Source organism: Telmatobacter sp. DSM 110680, from assembly GCF_039994875.1.
Lineage (GTDB): Bacteria > Acidobacteriota > Terriglobia > Terriglobales > Acidobacteriaceae > Telmatobacter.
The window spans coordinates 3,225,485-3,242,835 of sequence record NZ_CP121196.1 but is presented as its reverse complement, the minus strand read 5'-3'; the positions used below and the strand labels follow the sequence as shown (position 1 = coordinate 3,242,835).

19 protein-coding genes and 1 tRNA gene are annotated in these 17,351 nt (G+C 57.1%); 17 read left to right on the top strand and 3 right to left on the bottom strand.

What is annotated here, in order from left to right; genetic code table 11:
- Positions 1–4: 4 nt before the first annotated feature.
- The 10 genes from P8935_RS13410 to ilvA all read left to right on the top strand — a co-directional run bounded on the left by P8935_RS13410 (position 5) and on the right by ilvA (position 9,246).
- Complete coding sequence (locus tag P8935_RS13410) at positions 5–1,336, top strand: amidohydrolase family protein (RefSeq protein WP_348260801.1); 1,332 nt, start codon at positions 5–7, stop codon at positions 1,334–1,336.
- 182 nt (positions 1,337–1,518) lie between these two features.
- Positions 1,519–2,436 carry a polysaccharide deacetylase family protein gene (locus tag P8935_RS13405; RefSeq protein ID WP_348260800.1) on the top strand — a complete coding sequence of 306 codons (918 nt, stop codon included), beginning with the start codon at positions 1,519–1,521 and terminating at the stop codon, positions 2,434–2,436.
- Between the two features lie 170 nt (positions 2,437–2,606).
- Positions 2,607–3,059, top strand: a complete 453-nt coding sequence (locus P8935_RS13400) for a BlaI/MecI/CopY family transcriptional regulator (RefSeq protein ID WP_348260799.1) — start codon at positions 2,607–2,609, stop codon at positions 3,057–3,059.
- Positions 3,056–4,837 carry a M56 family metallopeptidase gene (locus P8935_RS13395; RefSeq protein ID WP_348260798.1) on the top strand — a complete coding sequence of 594 codons (1,782 nt, stop codon included), beginning with the start codon at positions 3,056–3,058 and terminating at the stop codon, positions 4,835–4,837. The genes P8935_RS13400 and P8935_RS13395 overlap by 4 nt, the downstream gene beginning before the upstream one ends.
- Positions 4,838–4,921: 84 nt before the next feature.
- Positions 4,922–5,707, top strand: coding sequence for a hypothetical protein (locus tag P8935_RS13390; RefSeq protein ID WP_348260797.1), 786 nt, complete (start codon positions 4,922–4,924; stop codon positions 5,705–5,707).
- A 132-nt stretch (positions 5,708–5,839) separates the two neighbouring features.
- A complete protein-coding gene (locus P8935_RS13385; protein WP_348260796.1) occupies positions 5,840–6,307 on the top strand; it encodes a DUF3224 domain-containing protein in 468 nt (155 codons plus the stop codon).
- 240 nt (positions 6,308–6,547) lie between these two features.
- Entirely contained in the window at positions 6,548–7,252 is a 705-nt protein-coding gene (locus P8935_RS13380; protein WP_348260795.1) for an HAD family hydrolase, read from the top strand.
- Positions 7,253–7,280: 28 nt separating this feature from the next.
- A complete protein-coding gene (locus P8935_RS13375; protein WP_348260794.1) occupies positions 7,281–7,769 on the top strand; it encodes a hypothetical protein in 489 nt (162 codons plus the stop codon).
- Positions 7,766–7,930: a hypothetical protein gene (locus P8935_RS13370; protein WP_348260793.1), complete on the top strand. Its 165-nt coding sequence runs from the start codon at positions 7,766–7,768 to the stop codon at positions 7,928–7,930. The genes P8935_RS13375 and P8935_RS13370 overlap by 4 nt, the downstream gene beginning before the upstream one ends.
- 101 nt (positions 7,931–8,031) lie before the next feature.
- Positions 8,032–9,246, top strand: a complete 1,215-nt coding sequence (ilvA, locus tag P8935_RS13365; RefSeq protein WP_348260792.1) for a threonine ammonia-lyase — start codon at positions 8,032–8,034, stop codon at positions 9,244–9,246.
- A gap of 157 nt (positions 9,247–9,403) precedes the next feature.
- Here ilvA and P8935_RS13360 read toward each other — a convergent pair whose 3' ends face one another.
- Positions 9,404–10,423 (bottom strand): hypothetical protein, encoded by a 1,020-nt coding sequence (locus P8935_RS13360; RefSeq protein WP_348260791.1) that lies wholly within the window; start codon positions 10,421–10,423, stop codon positions 9,404–9,406.
- Positions 10,424–10,554: 131 nt separating this feature from the next.
- Here P8935_RS13360 and P8935_RS13355 point away from each other — a divergent pair, with 131 nt between their 5' ends.
- A complete protein-coding gene (locus tag P8935_RS13355) occupies positions 10,555–11,181 on the top strand; it encodes an FMN-binding negative transcriptional regulator (RefSeq protein ID WP_348260790.1) in 627 nt (208 codons plus the stop codon).
- Positions 11,182–11,219: 38 nt separating this feature from the next.
- Here the strand turns inward: P8935_RS13355 and P8935_RS13350 are convergent, their stop codons facing one another.
- On the bottom strand, positions 11,220–11,936 hold the full coding sequence (locus P8935_RS13350) for a hypothetical protein (protein ID WP_348260789.1): 717 nt from the start codon (positions 11,934–11,936) through the stop codon (positions 11,220–11,222).
- A 250-nt stretch (positions 11,937–12,186) separates the two neighbouring features.
- On the opposite strand from P8935_RS13350, the gene P8935_RS13345 reads away from it, so the two are divergent.
- The 4 genes from P8935_RS13345 (at position 12,187) to P8935_RS13330 (ending at position 14,432) form a co-directional block, all read left to right on the top strand.
- Positions 12,187–12,729 (top strand): hypothetical protein, encoded by a 543-nt coding sequence (locus P8935_RS13345; RefSeq protein ID WP_348260788.1) that lies wholly within the window; start codon positions 12,187–12,189, stop codon positions 12,727–12,729.
- A 479-nt stretch (positions 12,730–13,208) separates the two neighbouring features.
- Positions 13,209–13,294: transfer RNA gene (locus P8935_RS13340), tRNA-Leu, on the top strand.
- 53 nt (positions 13,295–13,347) lie between these two features.
- Positions 13,348–13,659, top strand: a complete 312-nt coding sequence (gene secG / locus P8935_RS13335) for a preprotein translocase subunit SecG (RefSeq protein ID WP_348260787.1) — start codon at positions 13,348–13,350, stop codon at positions 13,657–13,659.
- A 146-nt stretch (positions 13,660–13,805) separates the two neighbouring features.
- Positions 13,806–14,432, top strand: a complete 627-nt coding sequence (locus P8935_RS13330) for an MBL fold metallo-hydrolase (RefSeq protein WP_348260786.1) — start codon at positions 13,806–13,808, stop codon at positions 14,430–14,432.
- 55 nt (positions 14,433–14,487) lie between these two features.
- On the opposite strand, the gene P8935_RS13325 is transcribed toward P8935_RS13330, so the two are convergent.
- On the bottom strand, positions 14,488–15,690 hold the full coding sequence (locus P8935_RS13325; RefSeq protein ID WP_348260785.1) for a pyridoxal phosphate-dependent aminotransferase: 1,203 nt from the start codon (positions 15,688–15,690) through the stop codon (positions 14,488–14,490).
- Positions 15,691–15,825: 135 nt separating this feature from the next.
- Here P8935_RS13325 and P8935_RS13320 point away from each other — a divergent pair, with 135 nt between their 5' ends.
- A complete protein-coding gene (locus tag P8935_RS13320; RefSeq protein ID WP_348260784.1) occupies positions 15,826–16,485 on the top strand; it encodes an HAD family phosphatase in 660 nt (219 codons plus the stop codon).
- A gap of 147 nt (positions 16,486–16,632) precedes the next feature.
- Positions 16,633–17,259 (top strand): NAD(P)H-binding protein, encoded by a 627-nt coding sequence (locus tag P8935_RS13315; protein WP_348260783.1) that lies wholly within the window; start codon positions 16,633–16,635, stop codon positions 17,257–17,259.
- Positions 17,260–17,351: the final 92 nt, after the last annotated feature.

Here is a 17,351-nt window from a genome sequence, read left to right as displayed (position 1 = left end):
CAAGATGACCCGCACCCGCTGCTCCATCGCTCTCGCAGGCCTTTTTGTCCTTGTTTGCAGGCTCGAAGCCCAAGAACCCGCCAAGCTTCCGATTACCCAGGCAGTTCTCGCCGGGAAACTCATCGATGTGCGCACCGGCGCCGTACGCTCCCACGCCTACATCCTCATTGCCGGCGATAGGGTCCAGTCCATCACCGAGGCCGCTCCACCCAGCGTTCCCGTCACCGATCTCTCCGCTTATACCGTTCTTCCGGGCCTCATCGATGCGCACGCACACACACTCTCCAACCCCACAACGCAGAACATTGCCGCGCATCTTCGCACCTCTATTCCGCAAGCGACACTGTGGGGAACCTACAACCTTCGTCTCTGGCTCGATCATGGATTCACTTCCCTACGCGACGCATGCGAAGGTCCGGCCGACTATCCGCAATTCGCACTCCGCGACTCAGTCAAGCGCGGAATCATCCTCGGCCCGCGCATCACCGCCGCTGGCAGTTGCGTCTCCCTTACCGGCGGTCACGGCGACGGATCTCCCTTCTCGCCTGACATGCAGATTCCCCGCGGTCAGAATGTAGCCGATACCGTAGACGACATCGCCCACGTTGTCCGCCGCGACATCAAATATGGAGCCGATTGGATCAAACTGATGGCTACCGGCGGCGTCATGGATCCGATCTCTGATTACCACGTGCAGGAGTTAAGCGAAGAACAGATGGCTGCCGCCGTAGAAATTGCGCATCGCGCTGGAAAGAAAGTGATGGCCCATGCGGAAGGTGCCGTCGGCATCAAGGCCGCAGTCCGCGCCGGTGTCGACTCCATTGAGCACGGCACCATGCTCGACGAAGAAGGCGCGCAGTTAATGGAGCAGCATCACACCTGGCTCGTCCCCACCCTCTATTGCTTCCAGCACGACATGGAAACCGGACTCAGCAAAGGCCGCGATCCCGACTCCTACGCCAAAGGTGTCGAGATCATGGCTGCGCAGGGGCCCGCATTCAAACTCGCCCTCGCCCACCACATCCGCATTGTCTACGGGGTTGATGATGCCGACGTCGATGAATCCGTCTCTAAAGAATTCGGCGCATTAGTTCGCGGCGGCCTCTCCCCGCTCGGCGCCCTGCAAGCCGCCACCATCAACGCCGCAACCATGCTCGAAAAAGACAAAGACGTCGGCACCCTCGAGCCCGGCCGCTTCGCCGACATCGTGGCCGTCCAAGGCGATCCCCTCGCCGACATCACTGTCATGGAGCATGTTGCGTTCGTCATGCAAGGCGGCCGCATCATCAAAGACCCCGCCCACCCCGACCGCAACCCCGTAATCCACGTCAAGTAAATCGGATTCGATGCATGTCGTTTCAATCAACAACGGGTGTCATCCTGGGCGGAGCGGCCGGGGGACCCGCGAATGAATCCTTCGTGGAGTAAGCGGAGCGAAGAATGTGCTTTTGCTAACTACGCCAACAAAAATCTGACCAGATTTCTAACCTCGCAGATTCCGAATAGATAATGGACCCCATGAAGAATCAGTGCGGTATGCGCTCGCTACTTATCGCCGCCCTTGCACTTGCTGCAATTCCATCCGCAATAGCTCAGCAAATCGCCTTCACATGGGACGACCTCCCCGCCCACAGCGCGTTACCTCAAGGCGAAACTCGCATAGAAATCGGCCACAAACTTATCGCCGCAATGAAAGATGCCCACATCCCTCCCGCATACGGATTCGTCAACGGCGTGGCCATCGAACGCGAACCCGCCGCCGCCCCCATGCTCAAAGACTGGCGCGATGCAGGTTTCTTACTCGGCAATCACACCTGGTCGCACCTGAACCTCAACACCAGTTCCGTTGCTGACTGGCTTGCTGACCTGGAGAAAAATGAATTAGTCCTCGAAAAGTATTCGAGTAGCAGCGACTGGCACTGGCTCCGCTATCCCTTCCTCGCCGAAGGCGACACCCCTGAGAAACGCACTGCAATTCGCGGATTTCTCGGCATCCACGGATACAAGATTGCTGCCGTCACGATGAGCTTCGGCGACTACATGTGGAACGAACCCTATGCCCGTTGTGTCGCCAAGAACGACGCCGCTTCCATCGCGCTACTCGAATCAACTTATCTTCAGGCCGCTGGCGATGATGCTGACTTCCGCCGTGCCATGTCGAAAGCTCTCTTCGGCCACGACATTCCCTATGTCCTGTTGATGCACGTTGGCGCTTTCGATGCCCGCATGTTGCCGCAACTTCTCAAGCTCTATCGTGACAAGGGATTCACGTTTATCACTCTTCATGAAGCGGAAACCGACCCGTTCTACGCCGGAGCACTCGATCCCTCCCTTCCCGATCAACCAGACAGTCTGGAAGGCGCGATGCATACTCGCGGTCTCACCCTGCCCGCGCGTCCTAAGCCCAGTACAGATGTAAGTACTATCTGCCAATAAGTCTCACCACAGAGTTCTCATTTATCCATTCATTTGTGCATTCCGCTTAGCCTCACAAATGATTCTTCATGATTGTGTTGTGCGGAACAAAGACCATTTTTGAGGCTCCCCTTCCCATCTACGAAGATTTTCGTTGACAATTACGAAGCCCTTCGTATAACGTCCGAATCATGGAACACGGCACCACCATTCCCCGCCCCACCGAATCCGAACTCGAACTCCTTCAGATCCTCTGGGAGAAGCAGCCGGCCACGGTGCGCGAGATTCACGACGCTCTCAATCAGGATCGCCCCTCCGGCTACACCACCGTTCTCAAGATGCTTCAGATCATGACTGGCAAAGGCCTCGTCGTCCGCGACGAAGCCAACCGCGCCCACGTTTATCGCGCCGCCCTCAGCCAGGACCTGATGCAGAGCAAAATCCTCAAAGACCTGAGCAAGCGCCTCTTCGCGGGATCCGCTGCGCAACTGGCTCTGCATGCCCTCTCGATGGAACCGGCAAGCGAAAACGAACTGGCAGAGATCCGCGCACTCATCGAGCGCAGACGCAATACTGATAACTCAGGCCACCACTCCGCAAAACATTCCAGACTCCCGAACGATTCCAGAAAGGACCGGCCATGACCCAAATTCCCCAAGCCATCGCCTGGACCCTGATTCACTTCTGCTGGCAAGCCGCCGCCATCGCCCTTGCCTATCGCGTCATCAGCGCTGTCATCGCACGAAAGTCGAGCCAGACCCGTTATCTCGCAGCCCTATCTGGTCTCCTTCTTATGCTCGTCTGCGCGGCCGGGACGTTCGCGTGGGAGATGCGTTCTGACGGTACTCCGATCTCGATTGTCGACTCCACTTCAAACCTCCGCGCTACCATCGCTGCCGACTTGCAGAGCACGGAAACCTCAGGGCCTGCAACCACTGAGCCACGCGAGCCGTTCATGCTTGCCATAGTGCTTCCCTGGATCGACGGCCTCTGGCTCATCGGCGTCTTTGCGCTGTCCGTGCGCAGTCTGGGCGGTTGGTGGTATCTCCGCCGTCTTCGCCTCGCCTCCACCACTGAAGCTCCGTCTGCGGTGCGAGCGGCGTTTCAGCGCATCTCCGCGACCTTGGGGCTGCATCGGTCCATCACTCTCCGCCTGACCGAGGCAATCGATAGCCCAATGACCATGGGCACGCTGCGAGCCATCGTGCTGCTGCCGCTCAGTGCGGTAACTTCACTTGGCCCCGACGAACTCGAAGTCGTTCTCGCCCACGAGTTGGCTCATGTGCGCCGCGCCGATTTCTTCTGGAACATCCTTCAAACAATCGCAGAAACGCTCTTCTTCTTTCACCCCGCCGTGTGGTGGATCAGCTCCCGCATCCGTCACGAGCGCGAACTCTGCTGCGACGATCTCGCTCTCGAAATCTGCCCCAACCCCTTCGCCTATGCGAACGCGCTCGTGCGGCTTGAAGAGCAGCGCTCGCGCCACCTGCGTCTTGCCCTGGCACTCGATGGCCATCAATCCCATCTAACCCTTCTCACGCGCGTTGCGCGCATCCTAGGTGAACCCATGACTCGTATTCCCAGCCGTCGCCTTCGCCCCTTCTCTCTTGCCGCAGCCTTCACCGGCCTGGTCGTCCTTTGTTTCCCGGTGCCACATCTGCTGGCCAGCCTCAGCCCCGCAAAGCAGGCTGACGCTAAGGCCACAGTTTCAATTGCAACCACGACTGCGCCGATCGCCGCGCCAGTTATCGCAACTGAAGTCGCCTTGCACATCGCCGATCCAGCCCCCAGTTCCCCCGCAATCGCATCAGCTGAACCGGCGCCCACTCCCCGGCCTTCCTCGCAATCCGATGCAACTCCGAAATCCTCCGCGCAGCCGCACAGCGACTACATCGATCAGATGAAGGCAGCCGGATACGATGTCGATCTCGACAAGCTCATCGCAATGAAGATTCAGAATGTCACCCCTGAATACGCGCAGGCGATGGCACAGGCAGGCTTTGGAAAACTCAGCGCGGACGATCTGATCGCCAGCAAGATTCAGGGAGTAACGCCCGAAGCCATCGCAGAGATGAAAAAGCAGGGACTGGAGATCAACAATGTCCACGATGCCATCTCCTTCCGCATCTTCCAGGTCACGCCCGAGTTCATCTCTGGAATGAAAGCCGCGGGCTTTGAAAACCTCGATTCCAAACAATTGATTGCCATGCGTGTCCAGGGAGTGACGCCCGAATACGCTCGGCAACTCAAACAGAAATTCCCCAAAGTCACCGCAGACGATCTCGTCAAAGCCCGTATCTTCCGCATCGATGACGAGTTCATGGCGCAAGCTGCCAAACACGGCTTCACCAATTTGCCGTTCGACAAACTCGTCCAGTTGCGCATCTCCGGGTTGCTCGACGACGAATCCGTAAAGGAATAGCGCCGAAACGCTCACTAGCTTTTTCACGCCCGCTCACACGGGAGAGGAGACCCTCGTTTTCAATTGGGCTTTGAGGAGATTTCGATGCGTATTCAATTCGCCACTCTCATTCTCGCGATGGCTTCCACGACTCTCACGCTTCCGGCGCAGTCGCTCGCACCGATTCACGCCAAATGCGTGATAGGCCGCGGGGAAGATGCCGGAAAAATCAGCCTTCATATCAATGAAGACAGCGACTGCTCCGCCGATCGTCATTGCGGTTCTAACTTCAGCAATGAAAGCCTGAACCGCTTCACCGGCTTCACTATCGCCGACCTCGATCGCGAAGGCGCGGAGCTTACCGCAAAGCTCTCTGCTGAGTCCGGTACTCTTACGTGCACCGGCATCGTGCATGCAAACGAACTCGTCGGCGATTCGCTCTTCACACCCGACGCCTCATTCGTCGACCGCATGGACAAGCTGGGCTTTCGCGGATTCGACTCGAGAAAGCTCGAATCCTACACCTTTGTCAACGTCACATCCGACTACGCTCATTCGCTCCAGGAGGCCCACATCCGAGGTGTCAACACCGACAATCTCATTGCCCTGCGTATTTTCAACGTCGATCCTGCATATGCTCAGAGCTTTCCTTCCATGGGCTACGAGCAGCCCGATGCCGACAAACTCATCGGTCTCAAAGTTCAGGGTGTTAACACCGACGAAGTAAAGCAGATTCGCGCTCTAGGCTTCCAGCCCACGCTCGACGAATTGATTCAGATCCGCATCTTCAAGATCACACCGGAGTTCGTCCACCGCATGCAGGAACGAGGTTTGAAAAATCTCACCATCGCCAAACTTGTGCAGATCCGGATATTCAAACTTGATGAATAAGCCTCTCCGTCGATTTGTTTATCTTGTGTGCGATGTTCTCAACGTACAATTTCTTCGTTAACCGAAGGAGAGATTGTGCGTCGAACGAATATCGGTATCCTTATTTTCCTATTCCTTACAGGATGGTCCATCATGCCGACTCTTGTTAAAGCACAGAATCTCCACTTCCAGACCAGTGAAAAGGGTGGCCCGATTTCCATGCACGCTGAAGGAACATTCGATGTGAAAAATGCGCCGCTGACGGCGGACGAAGCGCTAGCCGGAACCGCAATCGGCCGTTACGGTCTCGACAAGCAGTTCCACGGCGATCTTGAAGCCGCCAGTAAAGGGGAGATGCTCGGAGCCGGCAATCCTGCCACCGGCACCGCGGGCTATGTTGCCATCGAGCAGGTCACCGGCACCCTTCACGGACGCGCAGGCTCCTTCGCCCTCCAGCATTTCGGTACCATGGTCGACAATAAGTTTGAACTCGTCGTGAAAGTCGTCCCCGGCTCCGGGACAGATGCTCTATCCGGTATCTCCGGAACCATGATCATCAAAATAGTCAGCGGAAAACACTCCTATCAGTTCGACTACGAGCTGCCCGCCGCAACAAAGTAGGCGCATTTTCATCCCTGTACAATCGATTCCACTGGCAGAATATCTTCCAACTAACCTCGAGCTGTCATCCTGAGCGGAGCAGCTTGGGGCCCCGACGAATGTTGGGGTAAGCGGAGCGAAGGATCTGCTTCTTTCTTCGCCACTTGACAAGAACTGACACTCGAATTCCAGACAACAAAGACGACCTACTTTCATTTTTCAAAGCCGTCTCCGCTCAGCCTCTTTTTTGTACGATAGGTCATGCCCCAATTTCCTCCTGGCCAGACGCTGCTTATCGATGCCGATGACACCCTATGGGAAAACAATGTTTACTTTGAACGCGCCATTGCAGCATTCATCAGCTATCTCAACCATCACGAGTACTCGCCCGCGGAAGTTCGCCAGACCCTGAATGCCGTCGAGCGTGAGACCATTCTTGCGCACGGATACGGCCTGCCGAGTTTCACCCGTTCCCTCGTCAGCACCTTCGAGCGCCTCAGCCCCGAGCCCTTGGACGAGGAAAAACGCCAACGCGTCGTTGGCTTTGCCCGCTCCATCGCCGAGCAGGAAATCGAGCTCCTCCCTCAGGTCGAAGAGACACTCCGCGATCTCGCCTCCCGCCATCGCCTCATCTTGATGACCAAGGGCGACCATGCCGAGCAGGCAGACAAAGTCCGCCGGTCTGGGCTAGCCGGTTATTTTGCCGCCGTCGAGATCGTTGCCGAAAAAGACCCCGCCGCCTATAGCTCCGTCGTGGCACGCCACCAACTCGCTCCCCACTCGAGCTGGATGATTGGCAACAGCCCCAAAAGCGACATAAATCCGGCTTTGGCCGCTGGCCTGCATGCCGTCTTCCTCTTCCACAAAGACACATGGATTCTGGAACATGCGACTCTTGCCACTCCTCCCGAAGGTCAACACCTCATCGAACTCGACAGCTTTCAGAAACTATCCGTAACCTTTTAGGGATTCACACTTCGGGATACTATATGGTATGCCTCAATCCCCCGCTCAGCTGGCTGTGAACCACGGCTCAGCCTTTCCGTCTCCGCCGCGGGTTCATTGGGCTGTCCTGTTGCTATCTATCAGCGCAGCTGAGGTGCTCGCCTTCTGGTTCGTTCCCGAGCCTTACCGCAATTTCACCATCTACGCCCTCGCGGCAGCATGGCCCACCTACCTTTGCATTTGGGTGCGCAAAATCGAACCGAGCTCCAGTTCCCTGTACTGGGCAATCGCCTCGCTCGTTATAGGTGTCGGTTTCCTCTTCTCGTGGCTGCTCTGGATTGTTGTGATCTTTGAGCTTCGTGAAGAGATGCTCGACCATTACAACCGTCGCGAGCCAATGAATCTTCGCCTCAACTGGTTCCTCACCCTCTTCTTCTCTTTCGTCTACTTTCAGTTCGCCCTCAACCGCATCGCGCGAGAGAAAGAAGCGACACGCGAGTCTTTCGCAGCCGAGCCGGAGAGCTCCGTAACAGCTTGACGCATCCCGTTAGCCTCTGCTCTACTGCAATCAACGTCATGCACAACCTCAGCCTCAACGCGATCGCCGGTCATGCAGTTATGTATCCCGCGTTGCCCGCTGGCGTCATCATTCCCGCGATTCGAATTAGCAACCACATCATGTGCGCGGGAAGAGCCTGACGAACGGGATCAAGTAGTACAGCAATACACAGGCCACCACCCGCTAATGCGGCTGGTGGTTTTCGCTTTTTCACCCACTTTTTCTGATCGAGGAGCTTGTCTTGGAACCCGTATCTCTAGTCGGCATTCAGTCCGCGCGCGCACGCATCGAGAGTTCCATCCACGTATCGCCCTGCCAGTTTTCCCATCATCTCTCCGAACTCACAGGACTTCCCTTGCACCTCAAGCTCGAGAATCTCCAGCGCACTGGCTCGTTCAAAGAACGTGGCGCCCTGAACAAGCTCCTCACTCTCAGTGAGACCGAACGCAAGCGCGGAGTCATCGCTGCCAGCGCCGGCAATCACGCCCAAGGTGTGGCCTTCCACGCATCGCAGCGCGGAATTCGTGCTCAGATCGTCATGCCTCTCGCCACTCCGCAGATCAAAGTTGCCGCCACGCGCGCCTACGGTGCAGAAGTCATCCTCCACGGCGCCAGCTACGACGAAGCCTGCGAAGAAGCTCTTCGTCGCCGCGTCGAGGAGGGTCGCACCTTTATCCATCCCTTCGACGACCCTGAAGTCATCTGCGGCCAGGGCACCATCGGCCTCGAACTCCTGGAACAGGTTCCGGACATTGAAGCAGTTGTCGTTCCCATCGGCGGAGGCGGCCTCATCAGTGGCATCGCCTGCGCACTGAAAGAAACCAACCCAAAGATTCGAGTAGTCGGCGTCGAACCCGAGCGGCTTCCTTCCATGCTTCGCGCACGTGAAGCTGGAGCCCCGGTTACCATCGCTGCTGAGGCGACTATTGCTGACGGAATCGCTGTTCGCCGCGCCGGTGACATTACATTGCCCCTCGTCTCTCGCTACGTGGACGAAATCGTAACAGTTGACGATGAGGAAATCGCCAGCGCCATCCTCATGCTCCTAGAGCAGGAAAAGACGTTGGCAGAAGGCGCCGGAGCCGCCGCACTTGCCGCAGTCGTTCAATCAAAAACAAACCTCCGCCATCGCCGCACCGTCGTCCTCGTCTGCGGAGGCAACATTGACGTCTCCCTCCTCGCCAAGATTATCGAACGTGGCCTCGTCAAAGACGGTCGGCTTCTACGCGTGCGCGTATATCTGCAAGACCGCCCCGGCGCACTGTTACATCTCACTCAGATCCTCGCCCGTGAGCGCGCCAACATCGTCGAAACTATCCACAACCGCGCCTACTACGGCGTAAGTCTCGGCGAAACTGTCATCGACGTGACATTAGAAACCCGAGGCGCCACCCACATCACCGCCATCAGCCACGCCCTTCGCGAAGCCGCCTTCCGCTTCGAAAGAATCCAATAGTAGTCTCTTGCTGGGTGCCCCAGGTCTCGTTTTTGAGACCGGGGAGCGAAGCGGATGGACAGATATGATGTTTCTTTAAAGAGTGTCATCCTGAGCAGAGCAGCTTGGGGCCCCAACAAAGTTGGGGTAAGCGGAGCGAAGGATCCGCTTCTATCTCTTATCTGGCGTCAACGCCACGCACACTGCAGCGCCTCGCCGCAAACCATATCAACGCAATCGCACCCGCAAGAAAAATCCCATTCCCCACGCGCACGCTAGCGTCCAGCTTCCCCACCGCAGGATGCTGCAGAAACGCATGCCATCCATAAGCCAGCGCCGCACCAGCTCCAAGCGCGAGCTGATGCTTAAGCCCCCAGCCCGATCCGCCCGACCACAGAATTACCAGAACCAGCATCGCTGCATCCAGCGCAAGCAGCGCCGCAACCGCGCCCCATCCCCAAGCCTGGGGCACGAACAGAGCCGCGGACCCAAACACCAGCGTCACAGCACCCACCACCCACGCGGACAAAGCCGGTTCCGTGCCCTCGATCCTTGCACGCACCGGCATCGCAAGCGCCGCAATCACCAGCAGCACAATCACCACAGCAGCCCCCATGAACTGCGCCATCGACGCCAAATAGTGATCCTGCTTGTACCCTATCGCCGTGTTTGCGACAGCTCCAAGCAGGAACACGACAACCACTACCGACATCCCAACACGCCCCAGCCACGGCCTCCGCGCACGATCCGGCACACATGCCTCAACGAGAGCGATCGGCGTCGAGATACTCCAGATCGCATGCACCATCAGCATCCACAACGTCCACCACCCGCCAATCCCCAGCAATCGAATATATGCCGGTGTCAACAGACCTAGATTCAGATTCAGATAATTTGGGTTGAACAACGACTGCGTCGTGTACGCCTCTTCGAAAATTCCGTACGCCATTCCCAGTAAAAGAATGCTCGGCCAGCCCCGTCCTGTTCGCCGCACTACCTCGCGAATCAGCAACGCCCCGCCCCCATACATCGGGGCCAGCACAATCAATGCCGGAAGCAGCTTGATTGGCAAATTCCCCAGTAGAAACTCCGCCACCAGCGGCGCCGTAAACACCAGCCCAAGAGCAGGCCAGATTCCTCGTCTTTTGACTTGCGAATCGCTCAGCTGATGAACGCCAAGAGCCTCCGACCATCCCATCCGAACTCTACCCCCGGAGAAATATGTTGTGGCGGCAAGATTAGCACTCGCGTCCGCGCTTTGCCGTACACCGATCCGCCCGATTAAGGTTGAATACGAAATCCTCACCGCCCTAGTTCGCCAGGAGCGCGATGTACACACCCAAATTCAACCAGGTCTCCGACCGCGCCATTCTCATCGAGGCCATGCGCGCCTATTCCTTCGCCATCCTCTTTGGCCCCATCGACTCCGCGGAATCCGCCGGTCCGCATCGCGCCACGCATCTTCCCCTCGTCGTCAAGGACGAAGGCCCTCACGGCATTCTCGAGGGCCACTTCGCGAAGGCAAATCTTCACTGGCAATCGCTCGCCAACCACGAAACCCTCGTCGTCTTCCCGGGTCCGCATAGCTATGTCAGTCCATCACTCTACGCCGAGCGATTGTCAGTCCCCACGTGGAATTACATCGCCATCCACGCCAGCGGCACTCTTGAACTTGTCGAAGACGAGGCCTCCAAAGATGTCCTGCTAGCGGGCCTGATTGAGGCTAACGAGCCCGCCTACGCCGAGCAGTGGCGCAGTCTTCCCGACGGATTTCGCCGCACCATGCTCGCCGGCATAGTAGGCTTCCGCATACCCATCACTCATGTCGAAGGCAAATTCAAGATCAGTCAGAATCGCCCCGAGATCGACCGCCGCAGCGTCCACGCCGCTCACGCCGCAGGATCACCCGATCAGCAACAGTTAGCCCAGTGGATGCAGCGCCTCATCGCGAATTGATTTTCTCAATGGAGACGAGGCCGCGAAATCGCCGTGTATCAGGACCTCAAGATTCCAGCGGCCATCCGACTCCATGTCTCGGTCAGCGAAAGTTGCGTCGAGCCGATGTAAGCAACAACCCAGGCGGCATACGCTCCCGCAAACCACGGATCGAACCTGCGTGTCATTACCATGCGGATCAGCAACAATAATCCACCCAGGCAGAAGACAGGCCCGAACAAACCCACCCACCCGCTATGACCAAAAAGCGGAACCAGCATCGGAATCCGAGCGGTAGCCCCGGGAAGGATCGTCAGACTCGTCAGAAGCATCATCGACCGATGAATCTTCGGCTTCTTGCGTGTCAGAATTCCTGCTGTGATGAAAACTGTAAACAGTGTCATCTCCGTGAACATCACAAGCAAAAACCGCGGATATTCCATGTTGAAGAAGACAAATGACGGCGTGAGTTGAACCGATCGAATCGCAACCAGCGTGCCCGTGCTCGCGATCGCAACGCCGATAGCAATCGCTGCCCATCCGAGCGTCATGTGGAGCTTGCGATTCCGAACCGTGATCAGGAGCGACTGCGTAAAGAAAAGCACAAACCAGGCTGCGATCGACACTCCATGCACCAGCACCAACAGGAAGATTCCGCGATTGATCGGGCTTCCGTCAAAATGGGTACCGTACGTGTAAAAAGGATGGAATCCGAGCAACATCACCAACAGGAAAACGACCGCGGCCACGCTGTAAAACAACCGGTCAGCTTTCATTTGCACCCCTTCCATCTTCAAAGGATCACAGCATCAGATTGCGATTTTTTACTGGCCATAGCTCAGTAAGGACGAAATGAAAAGAGTGACGCGATCTCAAAACCAATCAGCATGAGCCACGGGTACCGAGGAAGTGGTCATCATCTTAGCATCACGACACATGCGCTGATAACGCGCTGGGTTCTTCATCGACGCCCGTATCAGTGCAGTAGAGTGATCGTGTTGCTAAGTTTCGTTTCGGGAGGTTCCCATGCGTAAATGCCCTCTTGCCCTGGCCGCGATCTTTCTTGCGTCAGTCGTTTTTGCAGTCCCCGCATACGCACAAGCTAGCTGGCAGAATAAAGTCAATGAATCGATGCCGCTCCTGGGCCACCGCAACTGGATCCTCATCGTTGACTCCGCCTACCCGCTCCAATCATCACCCGGCGTCGAGACAATCGAAACCAACGCTTCGCACCTCGACGTGTTGCGCTATGTACTCGGCGCCGTCAACAATTCCATTCATGTTCGCCCGCTCATCTACATGGATAAGGAACTCCCCTTCGTCTCGGACGACGACGCTCCGGGCGCCTCGGCCTATCGCACCCAGGTCACAGAACTTCTCGGCGACTACACCATCGAATCCATGTTGCACGAACGCGTCATCTCTCAGATCAACGCGACAAGCCAGGAATTCCACGTCCTCGTCCTCAAAACCACCATGACCATTCCTTACTCCTCAGTCTTCATCCGCCTCGACTGCAAATACTGGTCCGCCGACGCCGAGAAACGTATGCGCGCAAGAATGCACTGAGGCACGAACTGGAAATGTCATCCTGAGCGGAGCAGCTTGGGGCCCCAACAAAGTTGGGGTAAGCGGAGCCGAAAGCCTGCCCTGAGCGAAGCCGAAGGGGACCTGCTTTTACTTCGCCCCATCCATGACGATCGCGCCCGACTCAACCTCCCGCACCCACCACGAAGTGTCATCCTGAGCGGAGCAGCTTGGGGCCCCAACAGAGTTGGGGTAAGCGGAGCGAAGGATCTGCTTTTGCTTTGCTCTATCCATGACGATCGCACCCAACTCAACCTCTCGCACCACCAACGAACCGTCATCCTGAGCGGAGCAGTCTGGGCCCCACAAAGTTGGGGTAAGCGGAGCGAAGGATCTGCTTTTGCATTTCGACCGCACTGCACCGCAAATCTGCGGATCGAGCCAGTTTTGCTGCTCTCTTCAGGTCGGTGACCCATCCTCACCGCACCCCTGCCTTTTGGTATACTCAATAGGTTCACCTCGCGGAGGTGGCGAAATTGGCAGACGCACTAGCTTGAGGTGCTAGCGCCCACAAGGCATAGGGGTTCAAGTCCCCTCCTCCGCACCAAAGACTCTCCTGCCCGGACCAACCGGGTAAGGCTTTTGAAAGCAGCTTTCGCAATGCAGATTCTCTTCTACTTCGTCGTCGTGCTCCATGTCATCGTCAGCCTGTTTCTCATCGGAGTTGTCCTCCTGCAGCAGGGCCGCTCAGCCGATCTCGCCGGCGCCTTCGGTGGCCAGGGCTCACAGACCGCCTTCGGACCCCGCGCCGCGGCCAACGTACTCACCCGGCTCACCAGCTGGTCCGCGATCATCTTTATGATTACATCGCTCTCGTTGACCGTCCTGTTCGTGCGCTCCACCAAGTCGCATTCAGTGCTCGAAGACGTCAAACCCGCGCCAGCATCTGCACCGGCCAAGCCCGGCAAGTAGCAAATCATATGGGTACGGGCTTCCGCCTGTAACAGCACATCGAAGAAGGGGGCTTTGGCCCCTGAGGGAATCCAGAGGCAGACCTAACAGGTCTGCCTCTTCTGCTTTGAACTCAATCCCAACCGTCCCAGCTCTACAATGAACCCATGATCCTCGAAACGTTTCCTGTCGGCCCGCTGCAATGCAACTGCACCTTGCTTGGCGACGAGGAAACCCGCGAGGCCATCGTCATTGACCCCGGCGACGAAATCGGCCGCATCCATCGCCGTCTCAACGCTCTCGGCCTCACTCTCAAACAGATCCTCATCACCCACGCTCATATCGATCACGTGGGCGGAGCGCTCAAGCTTAAAACCCTCACCGGCGCCCCCATCTATCTCAACGAGAACGATCTCCCCCTTATGCAAATCATGGCTGCGCAGGCAGCGTGGCTCGGCATTGAAACACCTGACACCGCTCCGCCCGACGAAACCCTCAACGAGGGCCAGCGAGTCGGACTGGAGAATTATCCCGCCCAAATCATCCACACTCCCGGCCACACCCAGGGCTCTATTTGCCTTCATTTCGTGCCGCTCAAGATGGTCCTTGCCGGAGACACCTTATTCGCTGGTAGCATCGGGCGAACCGACCTGCCCGGAGGCGATCACGAGCAGATCATCGATTCCATCCACTCCCGTCTGCTCACCTTGCCAGACGACACTAAAGTCGTTCCCGGCCACGGCCCTGCAACCACTATTGGAGCCGAACGAAGAACTAATTCATTCCTTCAATAATCACTTCAACCTATCAGATCAATATCACTTATTTTCATCAATATACGCCCGACTATCAAAGTTGCGCTTCAACCTCAGGTAGACAATTGTTATCTCCTTGATGCGTTCTGAAATAGTCAACAAGCACCCTCACTCCTGTTCTGAATTCCTCAACAGGCCCAAGGAGACTAATCACCAGCCAACCCGCCTCATCCATCCCGAAGAAATACCCCGGATGAACCCAAACCCCGCGCTCCAGCAACCTAAGCACTGTCATCTCATCCGTCTGCAGCGCTGGAATCCGCAGCACCGCATACCACCCACCTTCCACCTCCAGACGCCGGACTGCGGGTATCGCCCCTAACTGCTTATCCAGTACCGCCAGGTTAGCCTTCACCCGCTCCCCAATCTCCCGCTGAATCGCTTTCCGTCCGGCAATCCAGTTCGGGATAGCACCCTGCACCGGCGCATTCATCGAGAGGAACGTATCCGCAATCACTTCCAGCCGCTCCATGGCCTGCCCCGCGTTAGGCCCCGTGGCCACCACCCACGCAGCTTTCATCTGCGGCAACCCCGCAATCTTGCTCAGCCCGCTCACAACATACAGGTCAATGCCTTCAAGTCCCACCGCAAAGCTGACTGCCTTCTCCGCGCTAAACGCGTAGTCCAGAAAAACCTCGTCCACAATCAGCGCAATCCCTCGCTCCCGGCACATCATCGCGAGTTCTTCGGCCTCCCATGTTTTCGTAAAGTGGCCCGTAGGATTATTCGGATGTACCAGCACGATCGCCCGAGTCTCCGGAGTAAGCGCCCGGCGAAATCCTTCGGGCTCAATCTGCCATCCGTGGTCGTACACCAGCCGCACTGCCTTGACGCGCACATCGTCCAGAACCGCCAGAAAATCAAACAGCGGATAACCCGGCAACGGCACCACGATCTCAGAACCCGGATCGCAAAGCAGCTTGAACAGAAAGCTGTACGCCTCGCTAGTACTTGTCGTCAGAACTACCCGCTCCGGAGGGATCGTCACCCCATGGTCCGCGTAGTATTTGCACACCGCCTCGCGCGTGTGCAGCAACCCAAGCGGCTGCGGATCATAGTCCAGAGCCTTCGCATCCGTCAGAGCCGCAAGCAATTGCACATCATAAGAAAAACCACATCGCGTAGGGTTCGAAGCCGTAAGATCGGCAACCGGCAGTCCTGCTTGAACGCGCGTCCTATGCGCCCGCGCAAGCGCACTCTCCTCTGTATTCCAGTTCGTTCGTTGAGAAAACGTCATCGCTGTCTTTGCCTGTTACTCCCTGGTCCCTATTCCCTGCTTCATCTTTCCCTACTCCCCGCTCCCTGTTTCACGTTCACTACAATAGAAGCAAGCGTCCCCTCAACAATACAGGTCGCCCACACAGGAGGAACATTGGCTCTGCGCGCGGTCATCTTCGACTATGGAATGGTTCTAACAGGACAACCGAGCGCCGCGGCGCACGACGCTATGCTCCGCATCACTGGCCTGCCTCACGATAGATTCGAAGCCATCTACTGGGCAGACCGCCACGCATACGACGAAGGCAAACTGACCGGCCTACAGTTCTGGCAGAACATTGTCCGCGATGCCAAACTCAACCTCGACGCCAACGCCATCGACGAGCTCAACCTTTGGGACGCGCGCATGTGGACCACGCAAAATCCTGCCATGCTCGCCTGGCAGCAGCAGCTCAAGCAGCACGGCATCCGCACCGCCATCCTCTCCAACATGGGCGATACGGTACTTGCCAACATTGAACGCGAATTTGACTGGCTCCCCCGCTTCGATGTGCTCGTCTGGAGCTATCAGCACAACATGGCCAAGCCAGACCCTGCAATCTATCAGTTAACTCTCGACCGTCTCGGCACGCGCCCCGGGGAATCCCTCTTCATCGACGACAAGCAGCCCAACATCGACGCGGCTCGAGCACTCGGCATGGTTGCCATCCAGTTCTCCACCATCGAAAAACTGCGCAAAGATCTTCTCGTTACCGGCCTCGATAAAGACCTCCCACTGCCGGAACTGACCACAACCCACCCGGTGTCATCCTGAGCGAGAAGCTTGGGCCCCCGACACAGCTGGGGTAAGCGGAGTGAAGGATCTGCTATTGATCTTCCAATCTCCATCGAGATTTCAAGAAGCGATTCTTTCTCGCCAACATCAAAGCAGAAGGCAGACCCCATCTGTCAGGAGACCCAAATGAACGTAGTGCTCTACGGCGCCACCGGGAAATCCGGTATCCGCATTCTTACTGAACTCCTCTCGCGCAATCACAGCGTCACCGCGGTCGCACGCAATCCGGTCGGCCTTCCCGCGAACGCAAAGAGCGTGAAAGACGACCTCAGCGACGTAAACAAAATAGCCTGGATCATTGCCGGATCAGACGCAATTGTCAGCGCCTACGCTCCGCCCCAGGACGACACCGATCAGCTACTCGGTGTGACCGAGCGCCAGATTGAAGCCGTCCGCAAAGCCGGCAAAAACATTCGTCTCATTGTCGTCGGTGGCGCCGGATCACTCGAAGTCGCTCCCGGTGTGACTCTCCTACAATCCGGCCATCTTCCCGCTGAATGGATTCCCATCGCCACCTCGCACGAAAAAGCACTTGAGCTGCTCAAGAACTCCGATATCAACTGGACCTACTTCAGTCCCGCTGCCTTCTTTGAGCCCGGCACGCGCACCGGCAAGTTCCGCCTCGAAACCAACAAACTTGTCGCCGACGCACAAGGCAACAGTCGCATCTCCATGGAGGACTACGCCATCGCTCTCGTCGACGAACTTGAAACACCAGCCCACGAGCGCGAACAGTTCACCATCGGCTACTGAGACATCAACCTAGTAAGTAATGCCCCTGCAGAGCACAACATGATCCAGCCCCCTTGCTATACACTTGCTTGCCGTAACGGCTCTGCGGTCAG

Bases quoted from the DNA above. Each gene is read 5' to 3' on its own strand.
- P8935_RS13390 (WP_348260797.1), top strand. From the start codon at position 4,922: ATGCGTATTCAATTCGCCACTCTCATTCTCGCGATGGCTTCCACGACT.
- P8935_RS13350 (WP_348260789.1), bottom strand. From the start codon at position 11,936: ATGAAAGCTGACCGGTTGTTTTACAGCGTGGCCGCGGTCGTTTTCCTG.
- P8935_RS13405 (WP_348260800.1), top strand. From the start codon at position 1,519: ATGAAGAATCAGTGCGGTATGCGCTCGCTACTTATCGCCGCCCTTGCA.
- P8935_RS13315 (WP_348260783.1), top strand. From the start codon at position 16,633: ATGAACGTAGTGCTCTACGGCGCCACCGGGAAATCCGGTATCCGCATT.
- P8935_RS13395 (WP_348260798.1), top strand. From the start codon at position 3,056: ATGACCCAAATTCCCCAAGCCATCGCCTGGACCCTGATTCACTTCTGC.
- P8935_RS13385 (WP_348260796.1), top strand. From the start codon at position 5,840: ATGCCGACTCTTGTTAAAGCACAGAATCTCCACTTCCAGACCAGTGAA.
- P8935_RS13355 (WP_348260790.1), top strand. From the start codon at position 10,555: ATGTACACACCCAAATTCAACCAGGTCTCCGACCGCGCCATTCTCATC.
- secG (WP_348260787.1), top strand. From the start codon at position 13,348: ATGCAGATTCTCTTCTACTTCGTCGTCGTGCTCCATGTCATCGTCAGC.
- P8935_RS13410 (WP_348260801.1), top strand. From the start codon at position 5: ATGACCCGCACCCGCTGCTCCATCGCTCTCGCAGGCCTTTTTGTCCTT.
- P8935_RS13325 (WP_348260785.1), bottom strand. From the start codon at position 15,690: ATGACGTTTTCTCAACGAACGAACTGGAATACAGAGGAGAGTGCGCTT.
- P8935_RS13400 (WP_348260799.1), top strand. From the start codon at position 2,607: ATGGAACACGGCACCACCATTCCCCGCCCCACCGAATCCGAACTCGAA.
- P8935_RS13345 (WP_348260788.1), top strand. From the start codon at position 12,187: ATGCGTAAATGCCCTCTTGCCCTGGCCGCGATCTTTCTTGCGTCAGTC.
- P8935_RS13380 (WP_348260795.1), top strand. From the start codon at position 6,548: ATGCCCCAATTTCCTCCTGGCCAGACGCTGCTTATCGATGCCGATGAC.
- P8935_RS13375 (WP_348260794.1), top strand. From the start codon at position 7,281: ATGCCTCAATCCCCCGCTCAGCTGGCTGTGAACCACGGCTCAGCCTTT.
- P8935_RS13330 (WP_348260786.1), top strand. From the start codon at position 13,806: ATGATCCTCGAAACGTTTCCTGTCGGCCCGCTGCAATGCAACTGCACC.
- P8935_RS13360 (WP_348260791.1), bottom strand. From the start codon at position 10,423: ATGGGATGGTCGGAGGCTCTTGGCGTTCATCAGCTGAGCGATTCGCAA.